At 45.5% G+C, this 25678-nt stretch carries 21 protein-coding genes and 1 riboswitch; of the genes, 20 read left to right on the forward strand and 1 reads right to left on the reverse strand.

The features are described 5' to 3' along the window. Positions 1-17 precede the first annotated feature (17 nt). From BMW45_RS07600 to BMW45_RS07625, 7 genes are all read left to right on the forward strand, one after another. Entirely contained in the window at positions 18-1649 is a 1632-nt protein-coding gene (locus BMW45_RS07600; RefSeq protein ID WP_092241867.1) for a hypothetical protein, read from the forward strand. Positions 1650-1704: 55 nt separating this feature from the next. Beyond that, entirely contained in the window at positions 1705-2706 is a 1002-nt protein-coding gene (yiaK, locus tag BMW45_RS07605; RefSeq protein WP_025230432.1) for a 3-dehydro-L-gulonate 2-dehydrogenase, read from the forward strand. A gap of 128 nt (positions 2707-2834) precedes the next feature. After that, the gene (gene cbiQ / locus BMW45_RS07610; RefSeq protein WP_242882946.1) at positions 2835-3605 is read left to right on the forward strand and encodes a cobalt ECF transporter T component CbiQ; all 771 of its coding nucleotides are present in this window, start codon (positions 2835-2837) and stop codon (positions 3603-3605) included. Between the two features lie 43 nt (positions 3606-3648). Beyond that, positions 3649-4485: an energy-coupling factor ABC transporter ATP-binding protein gene (locus tag BMW45_RS07615; RefSeq protein WP_092241869.1), complete on the forward strand. Its 837-nt coding sequence runs from the start codon at positions 3649-3651 to the stop codon at positions 4483-4485. A gap of 25 nt (positions 4486-4510) precedes the next feature. Continuing rightward, positions 4511-4696: riboswitch (cobalamin riboswitch) on the forward strand. Positions 4697-4816: 120 nt separating this feature from the next. Beyond that, complete coding sequence (locus BMW45_RS27770; RefSeq protein ID WP_166433300.1) at positions 4817-4984, forward strand: hypothetical protein; 168 nt, start codon at positions 4817-4819, stop codon at positions 4982-4984. Continuing rightward, positions 4977-5726, forward strand: coding sequence for an energy-coupling factor ABC transporter permease (locus BMW45_RS07620; protein WP_092241879.1), 750 nt, complete (start codon positions 4977-4979; stop codon positions 5724-5726). Before BMW45_RS27770 ends, BMW45_RS07620 begins: the two co-directional genes overlap by 8 nt. Position 5727: 1 nt before the next feature. Continuing rightward, positions 5728-6048 carry an energy-coupling factor ABC transporter substrate-binding protein gene (locus tag BMW45_RS07625; protein ID WP_092241882.1) on the forward strand — a complete coding sequence of 107 codons (321 nt, stop codon included), beginning with the start codon at positions 5728-5730 and terminating at the stop codon, positions 6046-6048. An 86-nt stretch (positions 6049-6134) separates the two neighbouring features. On the opposite strand, the gene BMW45_RS07630 is transcribed toward BMW45_RS07625, so the two are convergent. Further along, positions 6135-7037: an ROK family protein gene (locus BMW45_RS07630; RefSeq protein ID WP_025230427.1), complete on the reverse strand. Its 903-nt coding sequence runs from the start codon at positions 7035-7037 to the stop codon at positions 6135-6137. A gap of 157 nt (positions 7038-7194) precedes the next feature. On the opposite strand from BMW45_RS07630, the gene BMW45_RS07635 reads away from it, so the two are divergent. The 13 genes from BMW45_RS07635 (at position 7195) to BMW45_RS07700 (ending at position 25613) form a co-directional block, all read left to right on the forward strand. Continuing rightward, a complete protein-coding gene (locus BMW45_RS07635) occupies positions 7195-7950 on the forward strand; it encodes an exodeoxyribonuclease III (RefSeq protein WP_092241885.1) in 756 nt (251 codons plus the stop codon). 30 nt (positions 7951-7980) lie between these two features. Then, positions 7981-9795, forward strand: coding sequence for an ABC-F family ATP-binding cassette domain-containing protein (locus BMW45_RS07640; protein WP_092241888.1), 1815 nt, complete (start codon positions 7981-7983; stop codon positions 9793-9795). Between the two features lie 66 nt (positions 9796-9861). Further along, positions 9862-11697 carry an alpha amylase C-terminal domain-containing protein gene (locus tag BMW45_RS07645; protein WP_092241890.1) on the forward strand — a complete coding sequence of 612 codons (1836 nt, stop codon included), beginning with the start codon at positions 9862-9864 and terminating at the stop codon, positions 11695-11697. A 204-nt stretch (positions 11698-11901) separates the two neighbouring features. Then, complete coding sequence (locus BMW45_RS07650; RefSeq protein WP_166433301.1) at positions 11902-13974, forward strand: BglG family transcription antiterminator; 2073 nt, start codon at positions 11902-11904, stop codon at positions 13972-13974. Between the two features lie 20 nt (positions 13975-13994). Further along, complete coding sequence (locus BMW45_RS07655; RefSeq protein ID WP_025230422.1) at positions 13995-14276, forward strand: PTS sugar transporter subunit IIB; 282 nt, start codon at positions 13995-13997, stop codon at positions 14274-14276. Positions 14277-14299: 23 nt separating this feature from the next. After that, a complete protein-coding gene (locus tag BMW45_RS07660) occupies positions 14300-15652 on the forward strand; it encodes a PTS ascorbate transporter subunit IIC (RefSeq protein ID WP_092241899.1) in 1353 nt (450 codons plus the stop codon). Between the two features lie 85 nt (positions 15653-15737). Further along, on the forward strand, positions 15738-16577 hold the full coding sequence (locus tag BMW45_RS07665) for a transketolase (RefSeq protein ID WP_092246273.1): 840 nt from the start codon (positions 15738-15740) through the stop codon (positions 16575-16577). After that, complete coding sequence (locus tag BMW45_RS07670; RefSeq protein WP_092241901.1) at positions 16562-17509, forward strand: transketolase family protein; 948 nt, start codon at positions 16562-16564, stop codon at positions 17507-17509. The genes BMW45_RS07665 and BMW45_RS07670 overlap by 16 nt, the downstream gene beginning before the upstream one ends. A gap of 319 nt (positions 17510-17828) precedes the next feature. Continuing rightward, positions 17829-19514: a potassium-transporting ATPase subunit KdpA gene (kdpA, locus tag BMW45_RS07680; protein WP_092241904.1), complete on the forward strand. Its 1686-nt coding sequence runs from the start codon at positions 17829-17831 to the stop codon at positions 19512-19514. A 15-nt stretch (positions 19515-19529) separates the two neighbouring features. Beyond that, positions 19530-21587: a potassium-transporting ATPase subunit KdpB gene (gene kdpB / locus BMW45_RS07685; RefSeq protein ID WP_092241906.1), complete on the forward strand. Its 2058-nt coding sequence runs from the start codon at positions 19530-19532 to the stop codon at positions 21585-21587. Between the two features lie 14 nt (positions 21588-21601). Then, on the forward strand, positions 21602-22177 hold the full coding sequence (locus BMW45_RS07690; protein ID WP_092241909.1) for a potassium-transporting ATPase subunit C: 576 nt from the start codon (positions 21602-21604) through the stop codon (positions 22175-22177). 29 nt (positions 22178-22206) lie between these two features. Beyond that, the gene (locus BMW45_RS07695; RefSeq protein ID WP_092241911.1) at positions 22207-24900 is read left to right on the forward strand and encodes a sensor histidine kinase; all 2694 of its coding nucleotides are present in this window, start codon (positions 22207-22209) and stop codon (positions 24898-24900) included. Between the two features lie 2 nt (positions 24901-24902). Beyond that, the gene (locus tag BMW45_RS07700) at positions 24903-25613 is read left to right on the forward strand and encodes a response regulator (RefSeq protein ID WP_092241914.1); all 711 of its coding nucleotides are present in this window, start codon (positions 24903-24905) and stop codon (positions 25611-25613) included. Positions 25614-25678: the final 65 nt, after the last annotated feature.

Raw genomic sequence — 25678 nt, forward strand, 5'->3', positions numbered from 1 at the left:
GTATAGTAAGGAGTATCATGGAACGATTATATAATAATATAACGCTGCCGGATTCGTGGCCGCCGCATTACAGAGAAGAAACATTGGATAAGCCGCTACGCGTTCCATATCTGGAGAACAAACCGGATTATATCGATATATCGGTTGGCAGGCAATTGTTTGTGGACGATTTTTTGATTTGTGAGACGGATCTGATCAGAGAGTTCGGGAAACCGCAGGTCTTGGAGAAACCTGTTTTATGGCCACAGACCAGCATGGAACTAAATGACGGATATTGTACATGCGCCTGCCCCTTCAATGGCGGAGTGTTTTATGATGCTCAAAGCCGGAAATTTAAAATGTGGTATCATGCAGGCTGGTTTGATGGCAGCGCTTACGCGGAAAGTGACGATGGGTTCCGGTGGAAACGGCTAAGCCAGATCTCTACCGGGCACTCGGACCGGGTGCTTAAGCACATTCCGGGTTATATGAGAGATGGAGATGCCGTATGGCTGGATGAGTATGCCGGGACCCCGGATGAAAGATATAAGATGCTGGTGTTTTACCGGTGTTTTGAGGAAGATTACAAATATTACCACCGCAAGCCCAAACATGCGCATGATGATCCAGCCTCTGTTCCTCCCAAGGAAATAACGGTATTATATAAGTCCGCAGATGGAATACATTGGGAGGAAGTCGGTACAACAAGCCATTCCGGGGACAATACGACCTTCTTTTATAATCCATTCCGTAAAAAATGGATCTACAGCTTGAGGACCTTTTCTGAGCTGGACAGCAGGGTAAGGGTACGCAGCTATTATGAGACCGACGATTTTTACAAAGGCAGCCGGTGGTCAACAGATGATCTAAGCTTCTGGGCGAGAACAGATATATACGATAAGCCGGATCGGGATCTTGGATATTATACGCAGCTGTATAATCTGGATGCAGTGGCATACGAAAGCGTGATGCTTGGTATTTACTCCGTATTTATGGGACCTCCGAATTTTGTATGTGAAAAAACCGGGCTTCCAAAGATCAATGATTTAAAGATCGCTTTCAGCAGGGATGGGTTCCACTTTGACAGGCCTACTTATGAGGATTTTTTAAGCTCTTCGAGGAAAGAAGGAAGCTGGGATTACGGATACCTGCATCCGGCTAACGGTATTTGCACGGTGGCAGGAGATGAACTTTATTTTTACTATTCTGCATTTTCAGGTCAATCGCCTCATTTCGGCAGCCATAAATACTCAGGCGGAGCCGTGGGGATGGCAAAACTGAGGCGTGACGGGTTCGCCGGCATGAAGGCTTATTCAAAGGGATCATTAACAACAGAGATTTTAAAATATCAGGGAGAGTTCCTGTTTGTAAATGCAGACTGCACAGGAGGGAAACTGTCAGCCGAAATTCTGGATCCGGAGGGAAATGTGATTCCGGGATATTCCGGGCAGGATTGCATTGTGATGACGGAGGATAAGACAAAATACCGGATCACCTGGCAGGATAAAAAAAGTTTAAAGGATGTAAGGCAGGATAAAATCCGAATCAGATTTACGCTGGACCATGCCACAATATATGCTTTTTGGATCACGGAAAGTGAAGAAGGGAAAAGCCATGGTTATCTTGCGGCAGGATCTTTGGAGCTTAAAGCCGGAAATAAAGATGACTAAAGGACTAAACGCATATTTAGCAGTTTATTATATCTGTTAAGGAGAATGATTCAAGATGAGAGTTCCATATGAAACAATGGTAAGAGAGTTTAAAAGAGTGCTTGTAAAAAAAGGCTTTCGTGAAGAGAGAGCAGAGGCTGCGGCCGTAATTTTCGCGCAGAACAGCCTTGCGGGTGTTTATTCCCATGGGCTTAACCGCTTTCCCAGGGTGGTGGAATATCTGGAGAAAGGGGAGATAAATCCGGACCTGGAGGCTGTGTGCGAGCTTAAGATGGGAGCATTTGAACGCTGGAACGGCCTAAGGGGATTCGGCCCGCTGAATGCAAAGCTCGCCATGGACAGGGCCTGTGAACTGGCAAAGCAATATGGGATCGGTATCGTGGCTCTGGGCAACAACAACCATTGGATGCGCGGCGGAAGCTATGGGTTTCAGGCGGCGGACCAGGGCTGTATCGGCATCTGTTGGTCAAATACCTGTCCGAATATGCCGGCGTGGGGAGGAAAAGACCGGAAGATCGGCAACAATCCCATCATTTTTGCAGTTCCCAGAAGCGACGGCCGGCATGTTGTGATTGATTGTGCGGTCTCCCAGTTTTCTTATGGGAAGCTGGAAGAGTATAAGCTGAAGGGGCAAATGCTTCCGGTGCCGGGCGGCTATGACACTAAAGGAAATTTAAGCACTGATCCGGCCGAAATTGAGAAGAGCTGGCGGGTATTGCCTATGGGATACTGGAAAGGCAGCGGTATTTCTATTGCCCTTGATTTAATTGGGACGGTTCTGACCAATGGGAATTCCGTCCATACCATAGCTGGGTTTGGAGATGAGATAGGGCTTTCCCAGGTGATGATCGCCATAGACCCGTCAAAAGCGAACAGTCCGGAGCTTACGGATCAGATCATCGCTGATATCATCGCTGATATCAAGTCCTCTGAGCCGGCAGTGGAAAACGGTGAGGTGCTGTATCCGGGAGAACCGGAGGCGATCGCTATGAGGGATAACATGGCAAACGGAATACCGGTTGCAGAAGAAAAATGGAGCCAGGTGCTTGCGATGTAAGCAGAGTGTGTGATATAAGAAGAGAGGCCTCCCGGGCAGATAGTCGAAAGCTATTTGTCCGGGGGTTTTTTTACATGATTGCACGATCCTTCCGTATAGCGTATAATCAGCTTGTAAAGGAGGTGAGAATGATCGATACCATTGATTATTATGCCTATGCTTCCCGTATGAGGGGATGGAATCCATACCTTAAGGCGGCGGTGGCAGTGGCTGCGCTGTTTATTTGCATTGCAGCACATGATGCATGGGTATCCGGGGCGGTTATTTTATCCATGGGTGGGATTACCATTCTGGTGGGAGGTCTTTCCGGGAGGAAATACCTGGCGTTTTTAAGGATCCCGCTTGCATTTCTTGTTTTGGGGACGGCTGCCGTTATAATGGATATTTCTAAGGCGCCTTACGGACGGGTCCTGGTTTCGGTGCGTGGATATTATCTGTATCTGACGGAAGGTGGGCTGGAACTGGCTTTTTGTCTGGTTTTAAAGGCTATGGCCTCATTAAGTGCCATGTATATGCTGGTGCTTTCCACTCCGGCAAGCGAGGTGATCTGTGTGTTCCGAAGACTCCATGTTCCGAAGATTATTGTTGAACTGATGAATATGATTTACCGGTTTATCTTTGTGATGACGGATACTCAGTGCCGCATGAGGCAGGCGGCTGAGTCAAGGCTGGGATACTGCGACTTTAAGACCTCCTGTTGGTCATTTGGGAGTACGGCCGGCAATTTATTCTTGGTTTCCCTAAAAAAGGCCGGAGTTTATTATGACGCCATGACTGCACGGTGTTATGATGGGGAGCTTTTATTTCTGGAGGAGGAGAAAAAGGTGAAAGGCTGGCAGATCGGGGCTGCAGCCGGTTATTTTGTATTTCTGGTTCTGGTGTGGAGGATGGCAGGGTAGCCTTGCTGCTGGATCAAAGCAGATGATAAGGAGTTGAAGGAAAATGGATGATATCCTTTTGCAAGCGGAAAACCTGTCTTATTCTTATGGGCAGGGAAACCAGGTGCTTAAGAAAATCAATTTTACCGTGAAAAAGGGAGAAAAAATAGCAGTTCTTGGTTCGAACGGAGCTGGGAAATCCACTTGTTTTCTCAATCTGAACGGCGTATTGCGGCCTGAATCCGGCCAGATCCGTTACCGCGGAAAGGAAATTGGGAAAAAGGATTTGAATGAACTGAGGAAAAATGTGGGGATCGTGTTTCAGGATGCGGATAGCCAGATCATTGCTTCCACGGTGTTTGCGGAGGTCTCCTTTGGACCGGTGAATTTAAAGCTTCCTAAGGAGGAAGTGAGAAGGCGGGTGGAGACGGCATTGGACTGTATGAATTTAATGCCCATGAAGGACCGGCCGCCCCACTATTTAAGCGGGGGAGAGAAAAAGCGTGTCAGCATAGCGGATATCATTGCTATGGAATCCGAGGTGGTCATATTTGACGAGCCTACGGCCTCTCTGGATCCGGTCAATGTGGAAATGTTAGAAGGTGTTCTGGATAAGATGAATGAAATGGGGAAAACTCTTTTGATTTCAACCCATGATGTGGATTTTGCCTACCGTTTTGCAGACCGGGCGGTGATTTTTTCCGGGGGGCGCATCATAGCCGACGGTCCGGTGAGGGAAGTGTTCGAGGATGATGAGGTATTAAATCAGGCCAATTTAAAAAGGCCCATCCTTTTGGAGGTTTATAACAGCCTGGTGAGGCACCGCATTTTAGAAGAAGGCGGGGGCTCTCCCAGAGATGCCGGAGAGCTGGAAATGCTCTTACAAACACAAAGAAATTGACAGAAACGTATGAAACAGCTACAATACTACATATCATATGAAAGGTGCCTGTGAAAATTCTCCGCAGGATAATAGGGAAAAGGGTGCAAATCCCTTACGGTCCCGCCGCTGTAAGTGTGGAGCAGGGCTCAATAATTCACTGGGAAACCGGGAAGAAGAGCTGCTGTGAAGATACACGAGTCAGAAGACCTGCCTTTCATAAGGAAGTTCGATTCGCCTTTGGCTCATCGAACGGCTAATTTACTAAATTCAGGCTGCGCCTTCATTAAGTAAATTATGCCTGCGATGCATCTGGTTACGAGCGATGACCAGATGCCGGGAAGTCTTTTTGTTGTATAAAGATTTACCCTGTGAGCGCCGGTCTGATGAGTGGGAATCATCGGAATCAGGTGCTTATTTTATTGGAACACCCTTCGGGTATACCTTTACACCCGATAAAGCGGGGTGGCCCACCCAGAAAACTGTGTGGGAAAACAGAAAGGAGAATGAAAATGAGTAAGAAAGAAAAAAGAGTCATGAAACTAGTCATTGCATTTGCTCTGGCCTTTGGAATTGTTCCAAGCGCCTATGGAATGCACATTATGGAGGGGTATTTACCGGTGGGATACTGTATCGCCTGGGGGGCCATTTGCGTGCCATTTCTGGCAGCGGGATTTTTCTCCATCAGGAAGAGGCTTCAGGAGAACAGGAAAACCATCACCATACTGGCCATGTCGGGAGCCTTTATTTTTGTCATATCATCTTTAAAGATCCCGTCTGTAACCGGAAGCTGTTCCCATATGACAGGAACCGGCCTTGGGGCACTTTTATTCGGGCCGTCCGCAGTCAGCATTCTGGGAATGATCGTGCTGATATTCCAGGCCATATTACTGGCACACGGCGGTCTTACGACGCTGGGCGCCAATACCTTTTCCATGGCAATTGCAGGACCGTTCGTGTCTTTTGGAATTTATAAATTATTAAAAATGCTGAAGGTAAATAAAATGGTCAGCATTTTCCTGGCAGCGATGATCGGTGACCTGTTTACATATTGTGTGACTGCCATTCAGCTTGCACTTGCTTATCCTTCGGAAACAGGCGGCGTATTTGCTTCTGCCGTTAAATTTTTAGGGGTATTTGCACCGACTCAGCTCCCCCTTGCAATTATTGAAGGAATCCTCACCACAGTGATCATCATCACCCTTGAAACATATGCCCTTCCGGAACTGAAGGCAGTTGGATTCTCAAAGGAGGTTCAGTAATATGACCAGTAAAAACAAAACGATCGTAGCAACTCTCCTGATTTTAGCTTTCCTGATTGCAGCGGTTCCCCTCTTTGCCTTAAAGGGAGCCGAATTCGGCGGTTCTGATGATGCAGGAAGCCAGATGATATCGGAGATCCAGGGAACGGAATATGAGCCATGGTTTACACCGGTAATGGAAACCTTCATCGACGGGGAACTTCCCGGAGAAGTGGAAAGCCTGCTTTTTTGCATCCAGACCGGTATCGGTGTAGGTGTTCTTGCCTTTTTCATGGGACGGTTTGTGGAACGGAAGAAGTGGCAGGAAAAAGGGAAATCATGAGATAAGATATGAACCTAATAAGATAAGATCCTGATAGAGGGTGTCTTAGAGGAAAAACACCTTTAAGACACCCTCAAATTACAATGTTATATAAGCATTTCATTTACATGAATGATTGCTCCTAATATATTAGAATCATTGTTATAGCTGCATTTATCAATTTTGGTTGTTATAAATTTCTCGCCTTTAAAATAGCTCTTGCATGTGCTCTGAAACTTTTCTCTGACAGCTTCAATAAACCAGGATTCTTCTGATATTCCTCCGCCGATGCATATGATTTCCGGATTATAAAATACAGCGATTGTCAGCAATTGGATGGATATATAATTAATCCATTCATCAACTGCTTCTATGGCGGTTCTGTCCCCATTTAAATATTTATCACATACTTCATTTCCATAGACAGCCTTATCTTCTAAAGTTAACTTACTGTTGTATATTTTAATTAGAGCTGTCATAGAGCAATAATCCCCTTGACAGTCAAGGGCTCCAGTTTTAAAATTCATGAATGGCAAGTGGTGAAATTCTCCTGCATAGCCATCCTTCCCATAGATAACACCTTTCTCATCACATAAGCACCCACCGGTGCCTGTTCCGATGATTAAAAATGCAGAAGAACGGCTCCCTTTTGCATTTCCCATTTTAAGTTCACAAAGGCCGGCGGCTTTGGCGTCATTGATTGTTGCCACCTTCTTATTTGTCCTTTTTCCTATTTCACAATTAACATTGCTTTCCTTCATGATACATACATTTGCCGCAGCATAAGATTTTACATTGGAATTTTCATCAATGAGCCCTGGAGCACTTACTCCTATATTCTTTATTGAGTTAAGGTCTTTGATATTTAAACATATGTAATCATAAAATTCATGTATGTTGTCAAACTTTTTGGTTTTAGCTTTCCAACGGTCAACAATATGGTACGTTTCATCTGCTAATGCATATTTAATAAATGTTCCGCCTATGTCAATCCCTAAACAATATTCCATATCCCTCTCCTTAGCCCACTGATTATTCTTTTATTCTGTGAAACGAATACTATGGAAACGCCTTTCCCTTCATTATTATTAGAATATCTCAAAAGATGTGGATTCGTCAACGGGAAAATGATATACTATTTCTATCTTTTATACGAGGTGAAAAACAATGAAAAAACTGATTTCTTGGAATGTAAACGGCCTTCGCGCCTGCGTGGACAAGGGCTTTTTGGATTATTTTAATGAAGTGGATGCGGATGTATTCTGTATCCAGGAAAGCAAGCTTCAGGAGGGACAGATCGAACTTGAACTTCCCGGATATCATCAGTACTGGAATTATGCGGAAAAGAAAGGCTATTCAGGGACTGCCATATTTACGAAGGAGATGCCTTTGTCAGTGGCTTATGGAATCGGCGTTGAGGAGCATGACAGGGAAGGCCGGGTGATCGCAGCTGAATATCCGGAATACTATGTGGTTACCTGCTATACCCCTAATTCCCAGAATGAGCTGGCCCGTCTGCCTTACCGGATGACATGGGAGGAGGCCTTCTTTTCCTATTTAAAAAAGCTGGAGGATAAAAAGCCGGTGATTTTCTGCGGAGACTTAAATGTGGCTCATAAGGAAATCGATTTAAAGAATCCTAAAACCAACCGGAAAAATGCAGGCTTTACCGATGAAGAAAGGGAGAAGTTTACCCTCCTTTTGAAAAATGGTTTTATTGACACATACCGTTATTTCAATCCGGAGCTGGAAAGCGTATACTCCTGGTGGTCTTACCGGTTTAGTGCCAGGCAGAAAAATGCAGGCTGGCGCATTGACTATTTCTGCGTATCTGAAAGCTTAGAGGACAGGCTCATAAGTGCGGACATCCATACCGAGGTCTTAGGCTCCGACCACTGCCCTGTGGAGCTTGTGATCCGTTAGAGAGTACCAGACAGGAGAGAACGATAAGGAATGAATTTACTGACGATTGAACATTTAATAAAATCATATACGGAACGTCTGCTTTTTGATGATACCAGCTTCAGCATTAATGAAGGGGATAAGATCGGGCTAATCGGCATTAACGGAACCGGGAAATCCACTTTGCTACGGATCGTGGCAGGTCTTGAAGAGCCGGATCAGGGGACTGTGGTAAAGGGACGGAATTTAGATATCCGTTTTCTGTCTCAGAATCCAGTCTTCCATGAAGGTGATACCATTTTAGAGAGCATTGTCCGGGACAATGAAGGGCATGAGCATGTCTGGGACCTGGAAAGCCAGGCAAAGGCCATGCTGACCAGACTGGGATTTTCGGACTTTGATTCCAAGGTGGAGACCTTGTCAGGAGGACAGAGAAAACGGGTGGCATTAGTCAGCGTCCTTCTTGGGAATACCGACTTACTGGTCCTTGACGAGCCAACCAACCATTTAGACAGCAGCATGGCAGACTGGCTGGAGGACTATTTAAAGCGTTTTAGAGGGGCGTTATTGATGGTAACCCATGACCGGTATTTTTTAGACAGCGTTACCAACCGGATTGTGGAGCTGGATAAGGGAAAGCTTTACAACTATCAGGAGAATTATGAAGGCTATTTAAAGCTGAAGGCAGAGCGTATGGACATGGAGGCGGCCTCAGAGCGGAAACGCCAGTCCATCCTTAAAGTGGAGCTGGAATGGATGCAGCGGGGCGCCAGAGCGCGTTCTACCAAGCAGAAGGCTCATATCCAGCGCTATGAGAATCTCCGTGACCAGGAGGGGATTAAGATCGATCAGACGGTGGAACTGGATTCTGTTTCAAGCCGTCTGGGGCGTACCACAGTGGAGCTTAATGAGATCAACAAAGCCTTTGGGGAAAAGGTTCTGATGAAGGACTTTACCTATGTATTCTTAAAAAATGACCGAATCGGCATCATCGGGCCCAATGGAAGCGGTAAGTCCACGTTGATGAAGATCACTGCAGGGTGGCTGGAGCCTGACGCTGGGACGGTTACCATAGGGCAGACCGTGAAAATGGGATATTTTTCTCAGGAAAGCGAAGACATGGATGGCAGTGTAAAGGTCATTGACTACATCCGGAATGTGGCGGAGTATGTAAAGACAAAGGATGGAAGTGTCAGCGCCTCTCAGATGCTGGAACGCTTTCTGTTTCCCTCAAGTGTTCAGTACACTACCGTCAGCAAGCTGTCCGGTGGGGAGAAAAGAAGGCTATATCTGCTCCGGATCCTGATGGAAGCGCCGAATGTGCTTTTGCTTGACGAGCCGACCAATGATCTGGATATCCAGACTTTAACGATCTTAGAGGATTATCTTGACAGCTTTCAGGGGATTGTAGTCACGGTTTCTCATGACCGGTATTTTCTGGACCGGGTCGTGCGCCGGATCTTTGCTTTTGAGGGCCAGGGCCGGGTGACCCAGTATGAGGGAGGCTTTACCGATTATCAGGCGGCATTTGAGGAGAAATATCCGGAAGGTCTTTCAGGCCAGGCTGAGGAAGCTGCAAAAAGTTCAGAAGCCACGGAAAAGAAGACCAAGGAAAAGCCAAAGGGAGAGAGGAAGCTAAAATTTTCCTTTAAGGAACAAAGAGAATGGGAAACCATAGAGGAGGATTTAGCGGCCCTGGAAGAAAAGATCGAAGCCCTGGACAGGCAGATGGGAGAAGCTTCCAGTGATTACAGCAAGCTGAATGCGCTGATGGAAGAAAAGACAGAGCAGGAAAAGCTGCTGGAAGAAAAAATGGAGCGCTGGATGTATCTAAACGATCTGGCAGAACAGATTGAGAACCAATAAGATGAACGATAAAAGTCAGCAGAAACTATTCCGGGATCGGACCAAGAGACGGAGGAGATAAGCGATATGGTACAGTACAAGATTGCAAAGCACGAGATGGGATCCTATTCTATGGGGCTCTCAAGGGTATCCGGCGGGATCCGCCTGTGTGTGGCTGCGCAAGGAGAGGAATGCAGGGTCCATATCTATAAGGCCGGAGAAGAAACACCGGTTCAGGCCCTTTCCTTTCCTGCAGAGGCCAGAAAAGGCGATGTATGGAGCATGACCATTCTGGGAGAGGATTTTGAAAATCTGGAATACTGCTTTGAAATCGATGGAAAGCTGTTTTCTGATCCTTATGGAACACGTTTTACAGGATGGGAGATATGGGGGGATCTTGAACACGCTTCCACTCATTTAAAAACTCCCATCGAGTTTTCTGATTTTGATTGGGAAGAGGATAAGCCTCTTCAAATTCCATATGAGGACAGTATCATATACCGGCTCCATAACCGGGGTTTTACTAAGCACGCCTCTTCCAAAGTAAAGAGCAGAGGGACCTTCGATGCCATACGGGAAAAGATCCCTTATTTGAAGGAACTGGGCATTACTGCGGTGGAGCTGATGCCAGTGAATGAATTTTCCGAGGTCATCATGCAGGAACCTGTGTATGGAAGCCCTTTTGGTGTGGATAAACCTGTTGGAAAATTGAATTATTGGGGATATACGTCAGGCTGTTATTTTACTCCAAAGGCTTCCTACGCCTCTATAAAGGACCCGGCTTTGGAGTTTAAAAGCCTTGTGAAGGCTCTTCATAAGGAGGGGCTTGAGTTGATCGTGGAGCTTTTCTTTACCGGAAAGGAACCGCCCTCTTTTGTTCTTGATGTGGTTCGGTTCTGGGCGGATGAATTTCATGTGGACGGGATTCATCTGGTAGGAGACCCGCCCTTAGACCTCCTTGAACGGGATCCTTATTTAAGCCGGATCAAGCTGTTTGCGGTTTCCTGGGACCCGGCCTTTGAAGGAAAGGTTAAGCACTTAGGAGAGTATAATGACGGCTTTCTGGTGGATATGCGCCGGGTATTAAAGGGAGACGAGGAACAGATGAAAAACCTTGCATTCCACACCAGGAGTAATCCATCGGGGTACGGCGTCATTAATTATATGGCCAATACCAACGGATTTACCATGATGGATATGGTATCTTACGATACCAAGCATAATGAGGAAAACGGGGAGAAAAACCAGGATGGCAATCCCTATAATTATTCCTGGAACTGCGGAGTCGAAGGGCCGACGAAACGGAAAAAGGTGGTGGAACTTCGGAAAAAGCAGCTGCGAAACGCATTCCTTCTTTTGCTTTTGAGCCAGGGAACGCCCCTTATTATGGCTGGAGATGAATTCGGCAATTCCCAGTCAGGCAATAATAATGCATATTGCCAGGATAATGAAGTGTCGTGGCTGAACTGGAATCTGGTTAAGACCAATCAGGATATTCTGGAGTTTGTGAAGGCAGTGATTGCATTCCGGAAATCTCATCCGGTGTTCCATATGCCGAAGGAGCCAAGGATCATGGATTATCTGGCATGCGGGTTCCCCGATGTTTCCTATCATGGAGTAAAGGCATGGTGCCCTGAATTTGATAATTTCCGGCGTCAGCTTGGAATCTTTTACTGTGGGGAATATGGAAGAAAACCGGATGGGACTGCGGATAACAATTTCTATGTGGCTTATAACATGCACTGGGAGCCACACGAATTTGATCTTCCTAATCTGCCTAAGAAGGAGCAATGGCATGTGGTCTTTCATACGGATAAAGGGGAAGAAAACGGCATGTACCCGGAAGGTAAGGAGCCTGCAGCAGAAGGGAAACGGTTTCTGATTCCACCCAGGTCCATCGTGGTGTTTATGGGAAAGAAATGATCCGTGGTATTTGAAAAAGTTATTTACGGTTATGATGTTTTTGAGGGCAATCAATCGATTGCCCTCATTTTTTATGTATTTTTTATGAGCACATTTTTGTATATTTTTAAATGACAAATTTAGGTATCAATTAAGATAGAAAATAAAGCTTAATTATAATAATTAATGAAAGTCAGTGATATATTGCATAAAAGAGGTGGGGCAATGCAAGTTATTGAAAAGCGCGCGTTCAATTTATTGCAGTATCTGCTGAGTGACAGAAATTTTACTGTTAACAAAGCCATGGATTTATTAGGATGTTCCAAAAGGCAGATTGAATATGATGTGAGTAAGATCAATGAACTGCTGAAAGAAAATGAGATTGATTTAATCAGATTGTCAAGAGGGAGATTTCTGATTAATAAGGAGACAATCGACAAAGTAACGAGGCTAAACCTGCCCCATCAGAAATTCATTGTTAATGGGGAAAATAAAATCTGGATGATCTGTATTCAGATTTTTTGTACAAGGGAACCTTTGGGGTTGAATCACTTTATTACGAAGCTGCAATCAAGCAAGAATACGGTCTTAGGTGATTTAAGAAAAATTGCAAGCATAGGCAGCCAGTACAAGGTGGAATTAAAATACTCACGAAAATCAGGTTATTACTTTGAAGGTGAGCCCATTAAAATCCGATCTCTGGTATTACTGTCAATTATTAACTTAAAAGACAACTTTTTATGTAAAGAGCTGATCTCATTGGCAGTGTCGGACAATTCCTATGCTGCTATATTTGAAGAAACAAAAGACAAGGTAGAGTCCCTGATTAAGGAATTTAATCTGCCGATTATGAAGGAATATCTAATCCTGGTGATCTATTTTATCAGTTTACTGCCCTATCACTGTCAGTCAATTACATACGAATCCCCACTGATCCATGAACCCATGTGGAACCACCTCCCTCTTTATGAAGCTGTAACAGATTTTTATGAGTCACTGACGTTTCATTTGTCCAAAGAAGAGATTGACTATTTATTTGTACTTTTGTTAAGCATGACTTTGGGAGATAACATGTATTTCCAGCTTTACGATCAGGAGAGCATATTTTTACAGGAGATGTGCCAAAGCCTGATTAAACGTTTTGAAGTAATCACAGGAACCGTGGTGCAGAAGAAGGCGGGCATATCAGAAAACATGCTGATGCATTTACGTTTGGCCTATTTTCGGCTGAAGTATGGGATACCGGTAGTGAATCCTGCATTGATGCAGGTTAAAAAAGAGTACGGAGAGGTATTTGACATATGCAGATTCGTACTGGAGCCCTTTGGGGATTATTTGGACTGCTTGATTCCCGATGATGAGATTGCCTATATTGCCTTGCATTTTATGACGGTAATGGATTTACCGGATCAGGATAAGATCAGAAAAAGGGCGATTATCGTTTGCCAGAACGGACTTGCAAGCTCTGTTATGATGAAAAACCAATTAATAAAAATATTTCCCGAAATACACTTTGTGGCTACCTGCAATGCAGAAGAATTCAAAGGGATTCCGCTTGAAACTTATGACATGGTTTTTTCCACTACCGAGGGGATCGATGTGCCTGAAGATAAGTATTTGTTCCTGTCCTCCCCCATTTTAACGGTGGAAGAAAAATTTATAATAAGTGAAGCGGTATATTCTTCGGTATTTGGAATCAAATCAGAAGCTAATTTATCAGTTCATTCCATTTTGGAAATCGTAGAGAAATATGCAGTGATTCATGATCAGAAGGGATTAAGCAGCGACTTAAAGAACCTCTTGCAGAAGAAATATAAAAAAGAAAGCAACAGAGAAGGAGGATTACCTGTGATAAAAGACCTTCTTACGAAGGAAACCATACAATTTGCTTCCCGTGTGAACAGTTGGGAGGAAGCAATCTGGCTGGGAGCAAGGCCTTTATTGGAGAATGGTTCCATAACAAAAGATTATATCAATGCAATGATAGATAATGTAAAGGGCTTTGGTCCCTATATCGTAATATGTCCCTATGTTGCGATCCCCCATGCACAGAATCAAACAGGGGTCAATAAACTGGGAATGAGCTTTTTGAAGCTGGAAGAAGAGGTTTGCGTGCTGGATAATCCCCAAAAGCCGGTTAAGGTATTCATTACCATGGCGGCGATTGATAATCGCACACATTTAAGAGCGCTTGCCCAACTATCTAATATTTTAACCAATGAAGATACCAGGGAACAATTCGTAGCTTGTAACTCAGTGGAGGATGTCATCAAATTGCTTGATATTGATGAGGAATAAAAAAACGAGGTAAATGTCATATGAAGATATTGGCGGTTTGCGGTTCAGGGCTTGGAAGCAGTTTTATGATGGAAATGAATATAAAAAATGTGTTAAAGGAGATTGGGGCAGCAGGAATTGAGGTGGATCACAGTGATTTAGGGGGTGCGACACCGGGAGCGGCAGATATCTTTATTGCAGGAAGAGATATCGCTATGGCAATGACCCATTTGAAAGGGGTCGTAGAGCTTGATAACCTGCTGGATAAAAAAGAACTGAAGGAAAAATTGGAAGAGTCCTTAAGGAAACTGAATGTAATCTAATTGCGCAAAGAGAGGAGAAGACAATGGCTGTTTTAAATATAATACAGGAAATTCTTTCGACCCCTGCAGTATTAGTGGCATTAATTGCATTGATTGGCTTATTGCTTCAAAAGAAACCTGCAGCAGATACCATCAGAGGTACGATAAAGTCATTTCTTGGTTTTATCGTGTTATCGGCAGGAGCAGATGTAATCGTCACATCCCTGGCCCCATTGGGAGGAATGTTTCAGGAAGCATTTCATACGGCAGGAGTTGTGCCAAATAACGAGGCCATTATTGCGGTGGCATTAAAAGAGTATGGCCAGGTTACTGCCCTGATCATGTTTTTCGGAATGTTCGCCAATATCTTAATTGCCCGTATTACCAGGTTTAAATATGTTTTTCTCACAGGACATCATACTCTTTATATGGCTTGTATGATTGGTGTTATCTTGATTACCATTGGCATGTCTACCGCTGCGACAGTCGTAGTGGGAGCGGTTGCCCTTGGAATTGTTATGGTGCTGTTCCCTGCCCTGGCACAGCCGACGATGAAAAAGATAACGAAATCCGATGATGTGGCTTTCGGACATTTCAGCACCATCGGTTATTGGTCTTCTGCAATGATCGGTAAATTAGTAGGGAAAAATTCTAAGTCCACGGAAGAGATAGAATTCCCGAAATCACTTGCATTTTTAAGAGACAGTTCCGTTTCTATTTCCCTGACTATGGTTATCTTTTATCTGATCCTTGCACTCTTTTGCGGACCGGACTATGTAAAGAATAACTGGTCAGACGGAACAAATTACATTATGTTTTCCATTACAAAAGGGATTCAGTTTGCGGCAGGAGTATTTATCATTTTACAGGGTGTGCGTCTGATCCTTGCAGAAATTGTGCCTGCATTCAAGGGTATTTCGGAAAGGCTGATTCCCAATGCGAAACCGGCGTTAGACTGCCCGATTGTGTATACCTTTGCGCCAAATGCTGTATTAATTGGTTTCTTCTCCAGTTTTGTAGGCGGGATCGTAGGTATGATAATGCTTATTCTTACCGGAGGAATCATCATATTGCCGGGAGTTGTGCCTCACTTCTTCTGCGGCGCTACGGCGGGAGTTTTCGGCAATGCCAACGGAGGGGTAAAAGGAGCTGTATTTGGATCCTTTATAAACGGTTTAATGCTGACCTTTGCTCCGCTTCTTTTAATGCCATTGCTTGGTGATCTGGGTTACCAGGGAACAACCTTCTCTGATCTGGATTTTATAGCTTCCGGATTCTTAATCGGCAAAGCCGGGCAATTAGGACCTATAGCTGCCACCATATTCGTATTCGGAGTATTGGCAGTCATGATCGCTGTCTCAATTAAGAAACCTGGGAGAAAAGAATCAGAATCATGATACATAGAGAGGAAGGCTGTAATGCTTGATGGTAGGTTCAGGCATTACAGCTCTTCTGTCAGAGATTAAAGAAAGAGGGATTGGAATGGAGTATAAGGAGCTGCAATTAATAGCCAATGATATCCGCAAGGGAATCATTGAGGCCGTATATAGTGCAGGCTGCGGACATCCGGGAGGGTCTTTATCCGCAGCAGAAATACTGGCATACCTGTTTTTTAAAGAGTTGAATATTAATGAAAAAGACCCGGGAAAGGAAGACCGTGACCGGTTTATCTTATCCAAGGGTCATATAACGCCAGGGTACTATGCAGTACTGGCTAACCGTGGATTCTTTCCTGTGGATGAATTATCGACTTTTCGGAAAATAGGTTCCAGGTTACAGGGGCATCCGGATATGAAGAAAACGCCTGGCGTGGATATGTCCAGCGGATCTTTGGGACAGGGTATCTCCGTTGCTGCCGGGATGGCTTTGTCAGGGAAGCTGTCTTCTAAAAACTACCGTGTCTACGCGCTTGCAGGTGACGGGGAAATACAGGAAGGGCAGGTATGGGAAGCAGCCATGTTTGCAGCCCACAGAGAATTAGACAATCTGGTCGTGATTGTAGATAATAATAATCTCCAGATAGACGGAACCGTTGAGGAGATCTGTTCTCCCTATCCCATTGACAAGAAGTTTGAGGCTTTTGGGTTTCATGCCGTGACAGTCAACGGCCATAACTTTGAGGAACTGGAAGAAGCCTTTCTGACGGCAAAGCAGGTAAAAGGAAAACCAACGGTCATTATTACGAAGACAATAAAGGGAAAAGGCATCTCATTTATGGAAGATAATTTGTACTGGCATAGCGGTGTACTGAATGAAGAACAGTATCAGCTTGCTATGGACGAATTGGAAAGGGAAAGGAAGTTGTTATGTCAGGGATCATAAAGAAGGCAACCAGAGACAGTTATGGCGAAGCATTAGTGGAATTAGGTAATATCCATGAAGATTTACTTGTATTGGATGCTGATCTGGCTTCTGCGACAAAGACCGCTTATTTTAAAAAGGCATTTCCTGACCGACATATCGACTGCGGGATTGCAGAGTGTAATATGATGGGGGTTTCTGCAGGCTTATCTTTAACAGGTAAGATCCCCTTTGCCAGTTCCTTTGCCATGTTTACGGCAGGTCGTGGGTTTGAACAGATACGCAATTCCATTGGATACCCTGGTTTAAATGTAAAAATCGGAGCCACTCACGGAGGGATCTCTGTAGGAGAGGATGGAGCCACGCATCAATGCAATGAGGACTTTGCTATCATGAGGACCATACCGGGAATGGTTGTCATATGTCCTTCGGATGACATAGAAACAAAAGCATCGGTAAAGGCAGCATATAACCATAAAGGGCCTGTTTATTTAAGATTTGGAAGAGTCCCTGTTCCTCCTGTTAATCAGAGGGAAGACTATCATTTTGAGATTGGGAAAGGTGTCGTATTAAAAGAGGGCAGAGATATTACTGTCATTGCAAATGGGATTCTGGTAAATGAAGTGCTTGAGGCAGAGAAGGTATTGGCGGAAAAAGGGCTTCAGGTACAGATAATAAATATCCATACCATTAAGCCCTTGGATAAGGATTTAGTGATACAGTCAGCAAAAAAGACAGCGAAAATAGTAGTAGTGGAGGAGCATTCCATTATCGGCGGTTTAGGAAGCGCGGTGTGTGATGCACTGTCTGAAAATTATCCGGTCCCAGTTTTAAAAATAGGCGTGAATGACGTCTATGGTAGATCCGGCTCTGCAAGGGAACTCCTAAGAGAGCATGAACTGGATTCAGAAAGCCTGGCAAATCGCATACTTAATTTTTATAATCGGAAGTAATACTCTTTTACAATATTTAAAGAAGACACACCGTGGAGGAAGATAGCCTTGGTGTGTTTTCTTATGCAGTTTTTTCGGGGAAGGCTGCATGGAAGCGCTTGACTGAGGGGTGCCGTGTAATCTTGACAACTTCTTGACATGGCACCTTTTCATTTTAACACCGTCTTGATTTTTTCTCTGATATGATTGTGAGCATAGGGAGAAGAAAAATAAAAGGATCAGGAGAGGATATCATGGGAGCTATTTTGATGCTGGTAAGCATTATCGGTGTTTCATTGCTAATTTATTTATTTTATATTTTATTTCGAGGTGATCAGTTATGAGCCAAATTGTTTTGCAGGATATATTTTATATTGCTGTTTTAGTTGGATTGTCCATACCTTTAGGCATTTATATATACAAGGTTATGACAGGGCAGAGGGTATTATTGACACCTGCCCTTGCCCCTGTGGAAAAGGGGATTTATAAGCTTATGGGCATTGACGCCGAGGATGAGATGAACGCAGGGAAGTATGCACTCTCCGTTTTTCTATTCAGCGGGGCAGGCTTTGTTTTTCTTTTCGGTTTGCTGATGCTGCAGGGGATTCTGCCATTTAATCCGGAGGGAATGAAAGGAACCAGCTGGCATCTGGCTTTTAACACAGCCGCCAGTTTTATCTCCAACACCAACTGGCAGTCCTATTCAGGCGAATCCACCCTGTCCTATTTCACCCAGTTTTCAGGCCTTGCCGTCCAGAACTTCGTGTCGGCTGCTACGGGGATTGCCGTCCTCTTTGCCTTAATCAGAGGCTTTGTCCTGAAACAGAAAAAAACCATCGGGAATTTTTGGGCGGACTTAATAAGGTCCTCGCTTTATATCCTGATCCCGATTTCTTTTCTCGTGGCTTTGCTGCTTGTTTCCCAGGGGGTGGTACAGACGTTTGGCCCCTATAAAGAAGTTGCCATGCTGGAAAATGGAGCCTTGCAGACAATCCCCTTAGGTCCTGCGGCAAGCCAGATCGCGATCAAGCAGCTTGGAACGAACGGAGGCGGCTTCTTTGGGATGAACTCCGCGTTTCCGCTTGAGAATCCAACTGCCTTCTCGAACCTGATACAGGTTCTATCCATTCTACTGATTCCTGCGGCGCTTTGCGTAAGCTTTGGAAGGGCAGTAAAAGACGGCAGGCAGGGGCGATCAATTTATATTACTATGATGATCTTCTTTGTCGCAGCTCTTGCTGCCATAACCGTCAGCGAGCAGTTTGCGGCTCCTGTGTTTGAACACGCAGCAGTTTCCGGCAGCATGGAGGGCAAGGAGGTAATTCATGGTGTCGGTGCTTCCTCTTTATGGGCAGTGGTGACCACGGCGGCATCAAACGGCTCCGTGAACGCAATGCACGACAGCCTTACTCCCCTTGGAGGAATGGTTTCCATGTTCCTTATGCAGCTGGGTGAAATTGTATTCGGCGGTGTGGGAAGCGGACTTTATGGAATGCTTGCATTTGTACTCCTTACCGTATTTATAGCAGGCTTAATGGTTGGCCGGACTCCGGAGTACCTGGGGAAAAAGGTAGAACCCTTTGATATGAAGATGGTTTGCTTAATTGTCCTTGTTCCCCCGCTTCTGGCGCTTATAGGAACTTCCGCAGCCGTCTCTATGCATGGTGCCCGGTCATGGTTGACCAATTCAGGAGCCCATGGATTTTCAGAGATTTTGTATGCCTTTTCTTCCATGGCGAATAACAATGGCAGTTCCTTTGGAGGGTTCTACGGGAATACCCCGTTTACCAATATTTTAGGCGGGATCATTATGCTGCTGGTTCGGTTTATTCCCATGACAGCCGTCATTTTCCTAGCCGGCAATATGGCAAGGAAGAAAGCCGTAGCCGTCAGCGAGGGCACATTGTCCACCAGCAATGGTATATTTATAGGACTTTTGATCGGAGTTATCCTTATCATCGGTGCGCTGAGCTTTTTGCCGGCGCTGGCCCTTGGTCCCATAGCCGATTTCTTTACAATGCAGTGACAGAAGGTGATTAGAATGGAAAAAAAGAGTGTTGATAAAAGCATCTTTTATGATGCGCTGAGACAGTCCTTTGTAAAGCTGTCTCCCAGGGTGCAGGTGAAAAATCCTGTCATGCTGGTGGTTTATATAGGAGCAGTCCTGACCGGTGTTTTATATTTTCTTTCCTTTGCAGGACTTAAGGATGAGAATTCGGGTTATACCTTAACCATATCCCTGATTTTATGGTTTACCGTCCTGTTTGCAAACTTTGCAGAAGCGATTGCAGAGGGGCGGGGGCGGGCACAGGCAGACAGCCTGCGCAGTGCCAAAAAGGACGTTAAGGCAAGAAAACTGAAAACGCCATCCAATATAGACGATTATACTGAGGTTCTTTCCAATACCTTGAAAAAAGGAGATATCGTATATGTCAGGGCAGGGGAGCAGATTCCAATGGATGGGGAAGTGATCGATGGGGCAGCCTCTGTGGACGAAAGTGCTATTACCGGCGAATCTGCGCCGGTTATCCGGGAATCCGGCGGCGACCGAAGCGCTGTAACAGGGGGAACCACCCTGGTGTCTGACTGGCTGATCATCGAAGTAACGGCGGAAGTAGGAGAAAGCTTTCTCGATAAAATGATATCCATGGTGGAAGGTGCATCCAGAAAGAAAACGCCTAATGAAGTGGCTTTGCAGATTTTGCTCATAACCCTTACCATTATCTTTCTTGTGGTTACGGCAGCCTTGCGGCCCTTTACCGGCTTTGCAAGCCTCCAGGCAGGATCCGGTTCCGCCATCTCCATCACCAATGTCATTGCCCTTTTGGTATGCTTGGCGCCTACTACCATTGGCGCACTTCTATCCTCCATCGGCATTGCAGGCATGAGCCGCTTAAATCAGGCCAATGTTCTGGCAATGAGCGGGCGGGCCATTGAAGCTGCCGGGGATGTGGATGTTCTGCTGCTTGATAAGACCGGGACTATTACCTTGGGAAACCGCCAGGCAAGTGAATTTCTGCCGGTGGCCGGCGTTACAGAGCAGGAGCTTGCCGATGCGGCCCAGCTTTCCTCTCTTGCGGACCAGACAGCGGAAGGAAGAAGCATTGTGGTTCTAGCAAAGGAACGGTTCGGGATACGGGGCAGGGAGCTTTCGACCCTGGGCGCAAGCTTTGTGGAATTTACAGCAAAAACAAGGATGAGCGGCATCGACTATCAGGAAAACGAGATCCGGAAAGGTGCTGCTGATACCATCAAAGCCTATGTGCTGGAAAAGGGAGGCAACTACCCGGAGGAATGTGAGAAGCTTGTAACGCGTGTTGCCGAGGCAGGAGGCACTCCTCTTGTGGTGGCAAAAAACAATCAGGTAATGGGCGTGGTCTATTTAAAGGACATCGTGAAAAACGGCGTAAAAGAACGTTTTGAAGATCTGCGTAAAATGGGCATCAAGACCATTATGATCACCGGTGACAACCCCATGACGGCGGCGGCTATTGCTGCAGAAGCGGGCGTTGATGATTTTCTTGCGGAAGCTACGCCGGAAGCAAAACTGGCCCTCATCCGTGATTACCAGGCCAAAGGCCATCTGGTCGCCATGACCGGAGACGGCACAAATGATGCTCCTGCCCTGGCACAGGCAGATGTTGCGGTTGCAATGAATTCAGGAACCCAGGCTGCCAAGGAGGCAGGAAACATGGTGGATTTAGACTCCAGTCCTACCAAGCTCATCGATATTGTCCGGATCGGCAAGCAGCTTTTGATGACAAGAGGGTCTTTGACGACCTTTAGTGTGGCAAACGATGTAGCAAAGTATTTTGCCATCATTCCTGTACTGTTTTTCGGCATTTATCCACAGCTGGAAGCTCTGAATTTTATGAGTCTGACCAGCGCCAAAAGTGCCATGCTTTCAGCAATCATTTATAATGCATTGATCATTATTGCACTGATTCCTCTTGCTCTTAAAGGGGTAAAATACCGGGAGATGCCGGCTGAAAAGCTGCTGACAAGGAACCTGCTGGTCTATGGCCTGGGCGGGATCTGCGCGCCTTTTTTCGCAATCAAGCTGATAGATATGATTCTGACCGCTTGCGGTCTTGCATGAGGTGAATAGAAACTATGAAAATCATGAAATTATTAAAAACCGCTGTTATATGCTTTGGCATAATGACCATATTGTGCGGTATCATTTATACGGCTGCAGTTACGGGGGCAGCCCAGCTGCTGTTTCCGGATCAGGCAAACGGCAGCATGATCGTTGTTACCCAAAAGGATGGAACACAAAAGGAATATGGATCTCAGTTGCTGGCCCAGGAGTTTACAAAACCCCAATATCTTATTGGAAGGCCCTCCGGCGTGACAAATCTCTCCCCTGTCAGCAAAGAGCAGAAAACCCTTGTTTTAGAACGTATAAACTGGTGGCATTCCTTTGACCCCGGCAATCAGGAGGATATTCCCATGGATCTGGTTACGGCATCAGGAAGCGGCGTTGATCCTCATATTTCTCCTGAAGCGGCAGAATACCAGGTGGCAAGGATTGCTGCCGCCAGGAATTTAACAGAGGATGAAGTGAGAGGCATTATTAAGACCTGTACAAAGGGGCGCTTTCTTGGATTTATCGGCGAACCGGGTGTAAATGTTTTAAAGGTGAATTTAGCTCTTGATGGTTTGCTGCAGATAAAAAAAGTGGTATGATATCTAAAAAGTAAGGTGGTGGTATTTGGATGGAATCCTTTGATTACAGACCTGACCCTGACGCGATTTTAGAGGATATTCAGACGCATCGGGACCAAAGGCCGGGCAGGTTAAAAATATTTTTTGGATATGCTGCCGGTGTAGGAAAAACCTTTGCAATGCTTGACGACGCCCAGGAACGCCTAAAAAGCGGGATCGACGTTTTAGTTGGCTATATCGAGCCTCATACCCGTCCTGAGACCATGCAGAAACTGCATGGTCTGCCGGTGCTTCCACCCAAAACCGTATCATACCGCAATATAGAGCTAAAGGAATTCGACTTAGATAAGGCTCTGGAACTTAAACCGGAATTGATTCTTGTGGATGAGCTGGCCCATACCAATGCAGAGGGCGGAAGGAATAAAAAACGTTATCAGGACATTGAAGAGCTTTTGGGAGCAGGGATCGATGTTTATACAACTGTGAATGTTCAGCATATGGAAAGCTTAAATGACGTGATCGAGAACATCACAAAGGTCAGGGTCCGGGAAACCGTACCGGATTATATCTTTGACCGGGCGGAGAAAATCGAACTGGTGGATATTGAACCGGATGAACTGCTGCGCCGTCTGGAAGGAGGTAAGATCTACCGAACTGACCGGGCGGAAACGGCCATGCAGAATTTTTTCACACAGGATAACCTGCGGCTTTTGCGAGAGATCGCCCTGCGCTGCGCTGCGGATAAGATCAGCTTGGAGAATCAGAGTGAGCGGAGCTTATCCGATAAAATGGCTAACACCAAGCTGCTTGTCTGCATCGGAGCTTCTCCCTCATCGGCAAAATGCATCCGGTGGACAGCGCGGGCGGCGGAAGCATTTCACGCAAGCTGGGCCGCATTGTACGTGGAGAGTACGGAAAGCGAGGATCTTACCGCTGAGCAGCAGAGGACCATCCGTGCGAACCTGGACCTGGCAGAGAAGCTTGGGGCTGAGCTTGTCAACCTGACTGGACATGATATTGCCGCCACTGTATCGGAATATGCCAAGCTATCCGGTATCACAAACATCGTAGTGGGTAAAAGCAGAAATAAAAAAACACTTAAGAATCTGTTCGACATGGATTTTGAAGATAAGCTTATCTCTCTTTTGCCTAATATAGAAATCCACATCATACCTGGGAGCGCTGCCAAACGCAACTATAAAGAGCCAAGAAAAAAAACGAAACATGACAGTATTCATTTTTCTTGGACGGACACTGTAAAAGCACTCTCTATTTTAGGTGGCGCCACCCTGTTGTCCCTTTGGCTTCACAGGCTTAATATTATGAACCAGAATATCATAATGGTTTATATTTTCTCCGTTTTACTGGTTTCCCGAATGACGGAAGGGTATTGGTATGGAGTTGTTGCTTCTGCGGTCAGCGTACTGACCTTTAATTTCTTTTTTACAGAGCCTTATTACACTTTTAACGCAATCCAATCCGGCTATCCCCTGACCTTTGTCATCATGCTCTTAGTCGCTTTAATTACAAGCGCTTTGACCGTTCGCATGAAAGCGGAAGCCCGGCTGGCCGTGAAAAGAGAACACCGTACTGAAATCCTGTATGAGATCAATAAAAAGTTACTTGCCACAAGGGGCCTTGACGGGATCGTGGCTCTTACAAACGACTATGTGGTTAAGCTGTTTGAACGCTCTATCATATTTTTTACCACGGATCCTGAACAAGGGGAGAATGGTGAAGTAGTGCAGTCGGCTGATGATATCGGTTCCGATGTCTTAAACTCCGCCGATGAAAAGGCCGTTGCCCACTGGGTATTCTTAAACCAGAAGCGTGCTGGAGCAGGAACCGATACCCTGATGGGAGCGGCAGCGTTTTATATGCCGGTGATTTCTCAGGGAAAGGTTCTTGCTGTCTGGGGAATTTCCTGTGGAAAAGGGAATCTTGACCATAATACCCGACTGTTTTTACGCATGATCGCTTCCCAGGTAGCCATGGCCCTGGAGCGGCAGCACCTTTCCGATGAACAACGGAACATGATAGTGGAGTCGGAAAAGGAAAAGATGCGCAGTACCCTTTTGCGGGCAATATCCCATGATCTGCGCACGCCTCTTGCAGGCATCTTGGGTGCCAGCTCCGTGATTCGGGAAAATGGGAAGATGCTTGATGAAAATACCCAGGACAGCCTGATCGCCAACATACAGGAGGAATCACAATGGCTCATACGTATGGTGGAAAATCTGCTCTCCGTGACACGGATCAATGAAGATTCTTCCAATCTTAAGAAAAGCCCGGAGGCAGCGGAGGAGGTCGTAGGAGAGGCCGTAAGCCGTATCAAACGAAGATTTCCCCAGAGTAAAATTCATGTTCATGTCCCGGAGGAATTTTTAGAGGTCCCAATGGATGGAACCTTAATTGTGCAGGTGCTGATAAACCTTCTTGAGAATGCTATTAAATATTCTCCAGCCGATTCTTCCATTGAGGTTCGTTTGGAGAGGGAAGGAACAAGGGCAAAATTCGAAGTGCTGGACAGGGGAAGGGGAATTCTAAGTGAAGATCTACCCCATCTGTTTGCAGGTTATAAACCAAACGAAAACAGGAGCGCTGATTCCTCGAGAGGGATGGGGATCGGTCTGTCCATCTGCAAAACCATTGTAAATGCTCATCAGGGAAACTTAGAGGCTGAAAACAGAAAGGACGGAGGAACGGTATTCCGCTTCACCCTGCCCTTGAAAGGAAGTGAATAAATATGGATATAAAACCAATGGTGCTGATCATTGAAGATGAAGATGCGATTTGCAATTTTATATCTGCCATTCTGACCTCAAATGGTTATCAGGTGGTTAAAGCCAAAACAGGGAAGGAAGGACTTTCCCTGTTTACCTCCCGTGTTCCCGATATCATCCTTCTGGATCTTGGACTGCCGGATATTGATGGTGTAGAGATCCTTAAAACGATACGTCAATGGTCAAAGACTCCTGTGATTGTGGTTTCCGCCCGCGGTCACGAACGTGAGAAAGTGGCTGCCCTTGACTTCGGCGCTGACGATTATATTGTAAAACCATTTGGTACCTCAGAACTTCTTGCCCGGATACGGACGGCAATGCGGCACAGCCCTCAATCGGCCGTCGCAGAAGCTCAGGGGGATGAAACGTTTACCACTGGGAAGCTGGAAATCGATTATAATAAACGGGTCGTATACAAAGATGGAGAAAAAATCCATTTAACACCTATTGAATATAAGCTGTTGGTTTTACTGTCCAAGAATGCAGGCAAGGTGCTTACCCATGATTTTATCATACGGGAAATATGGGGGGTTTATACCGATGAAAGCCATACCCTTCGCGTCAACATGGCGAATATAAGGCGTAAGATAGAGGAAAATCCTGGAGCGCCCCAGTATATTCTTACGGAAATGGGCGTTGGATACCGGATGGTGGAGGAATTTGAAGAAGGGTAAAAAAAAATATATAGTTTGAGTCTAAATGGTTTGATATGCAAATGATTTTGTGATAAAATTCTTTT

The sequence above is a fragment of the Lacrimispora sphenoides genome (assembly GCF_900105215.1).
Taxonomy (GTDB): domain Bacteria; phylum Bacillota; class Clostridia; order Lachnospirales; family Lachnospiraceae; genus Lacrimispora; species Lacrimispora sphenoides_A.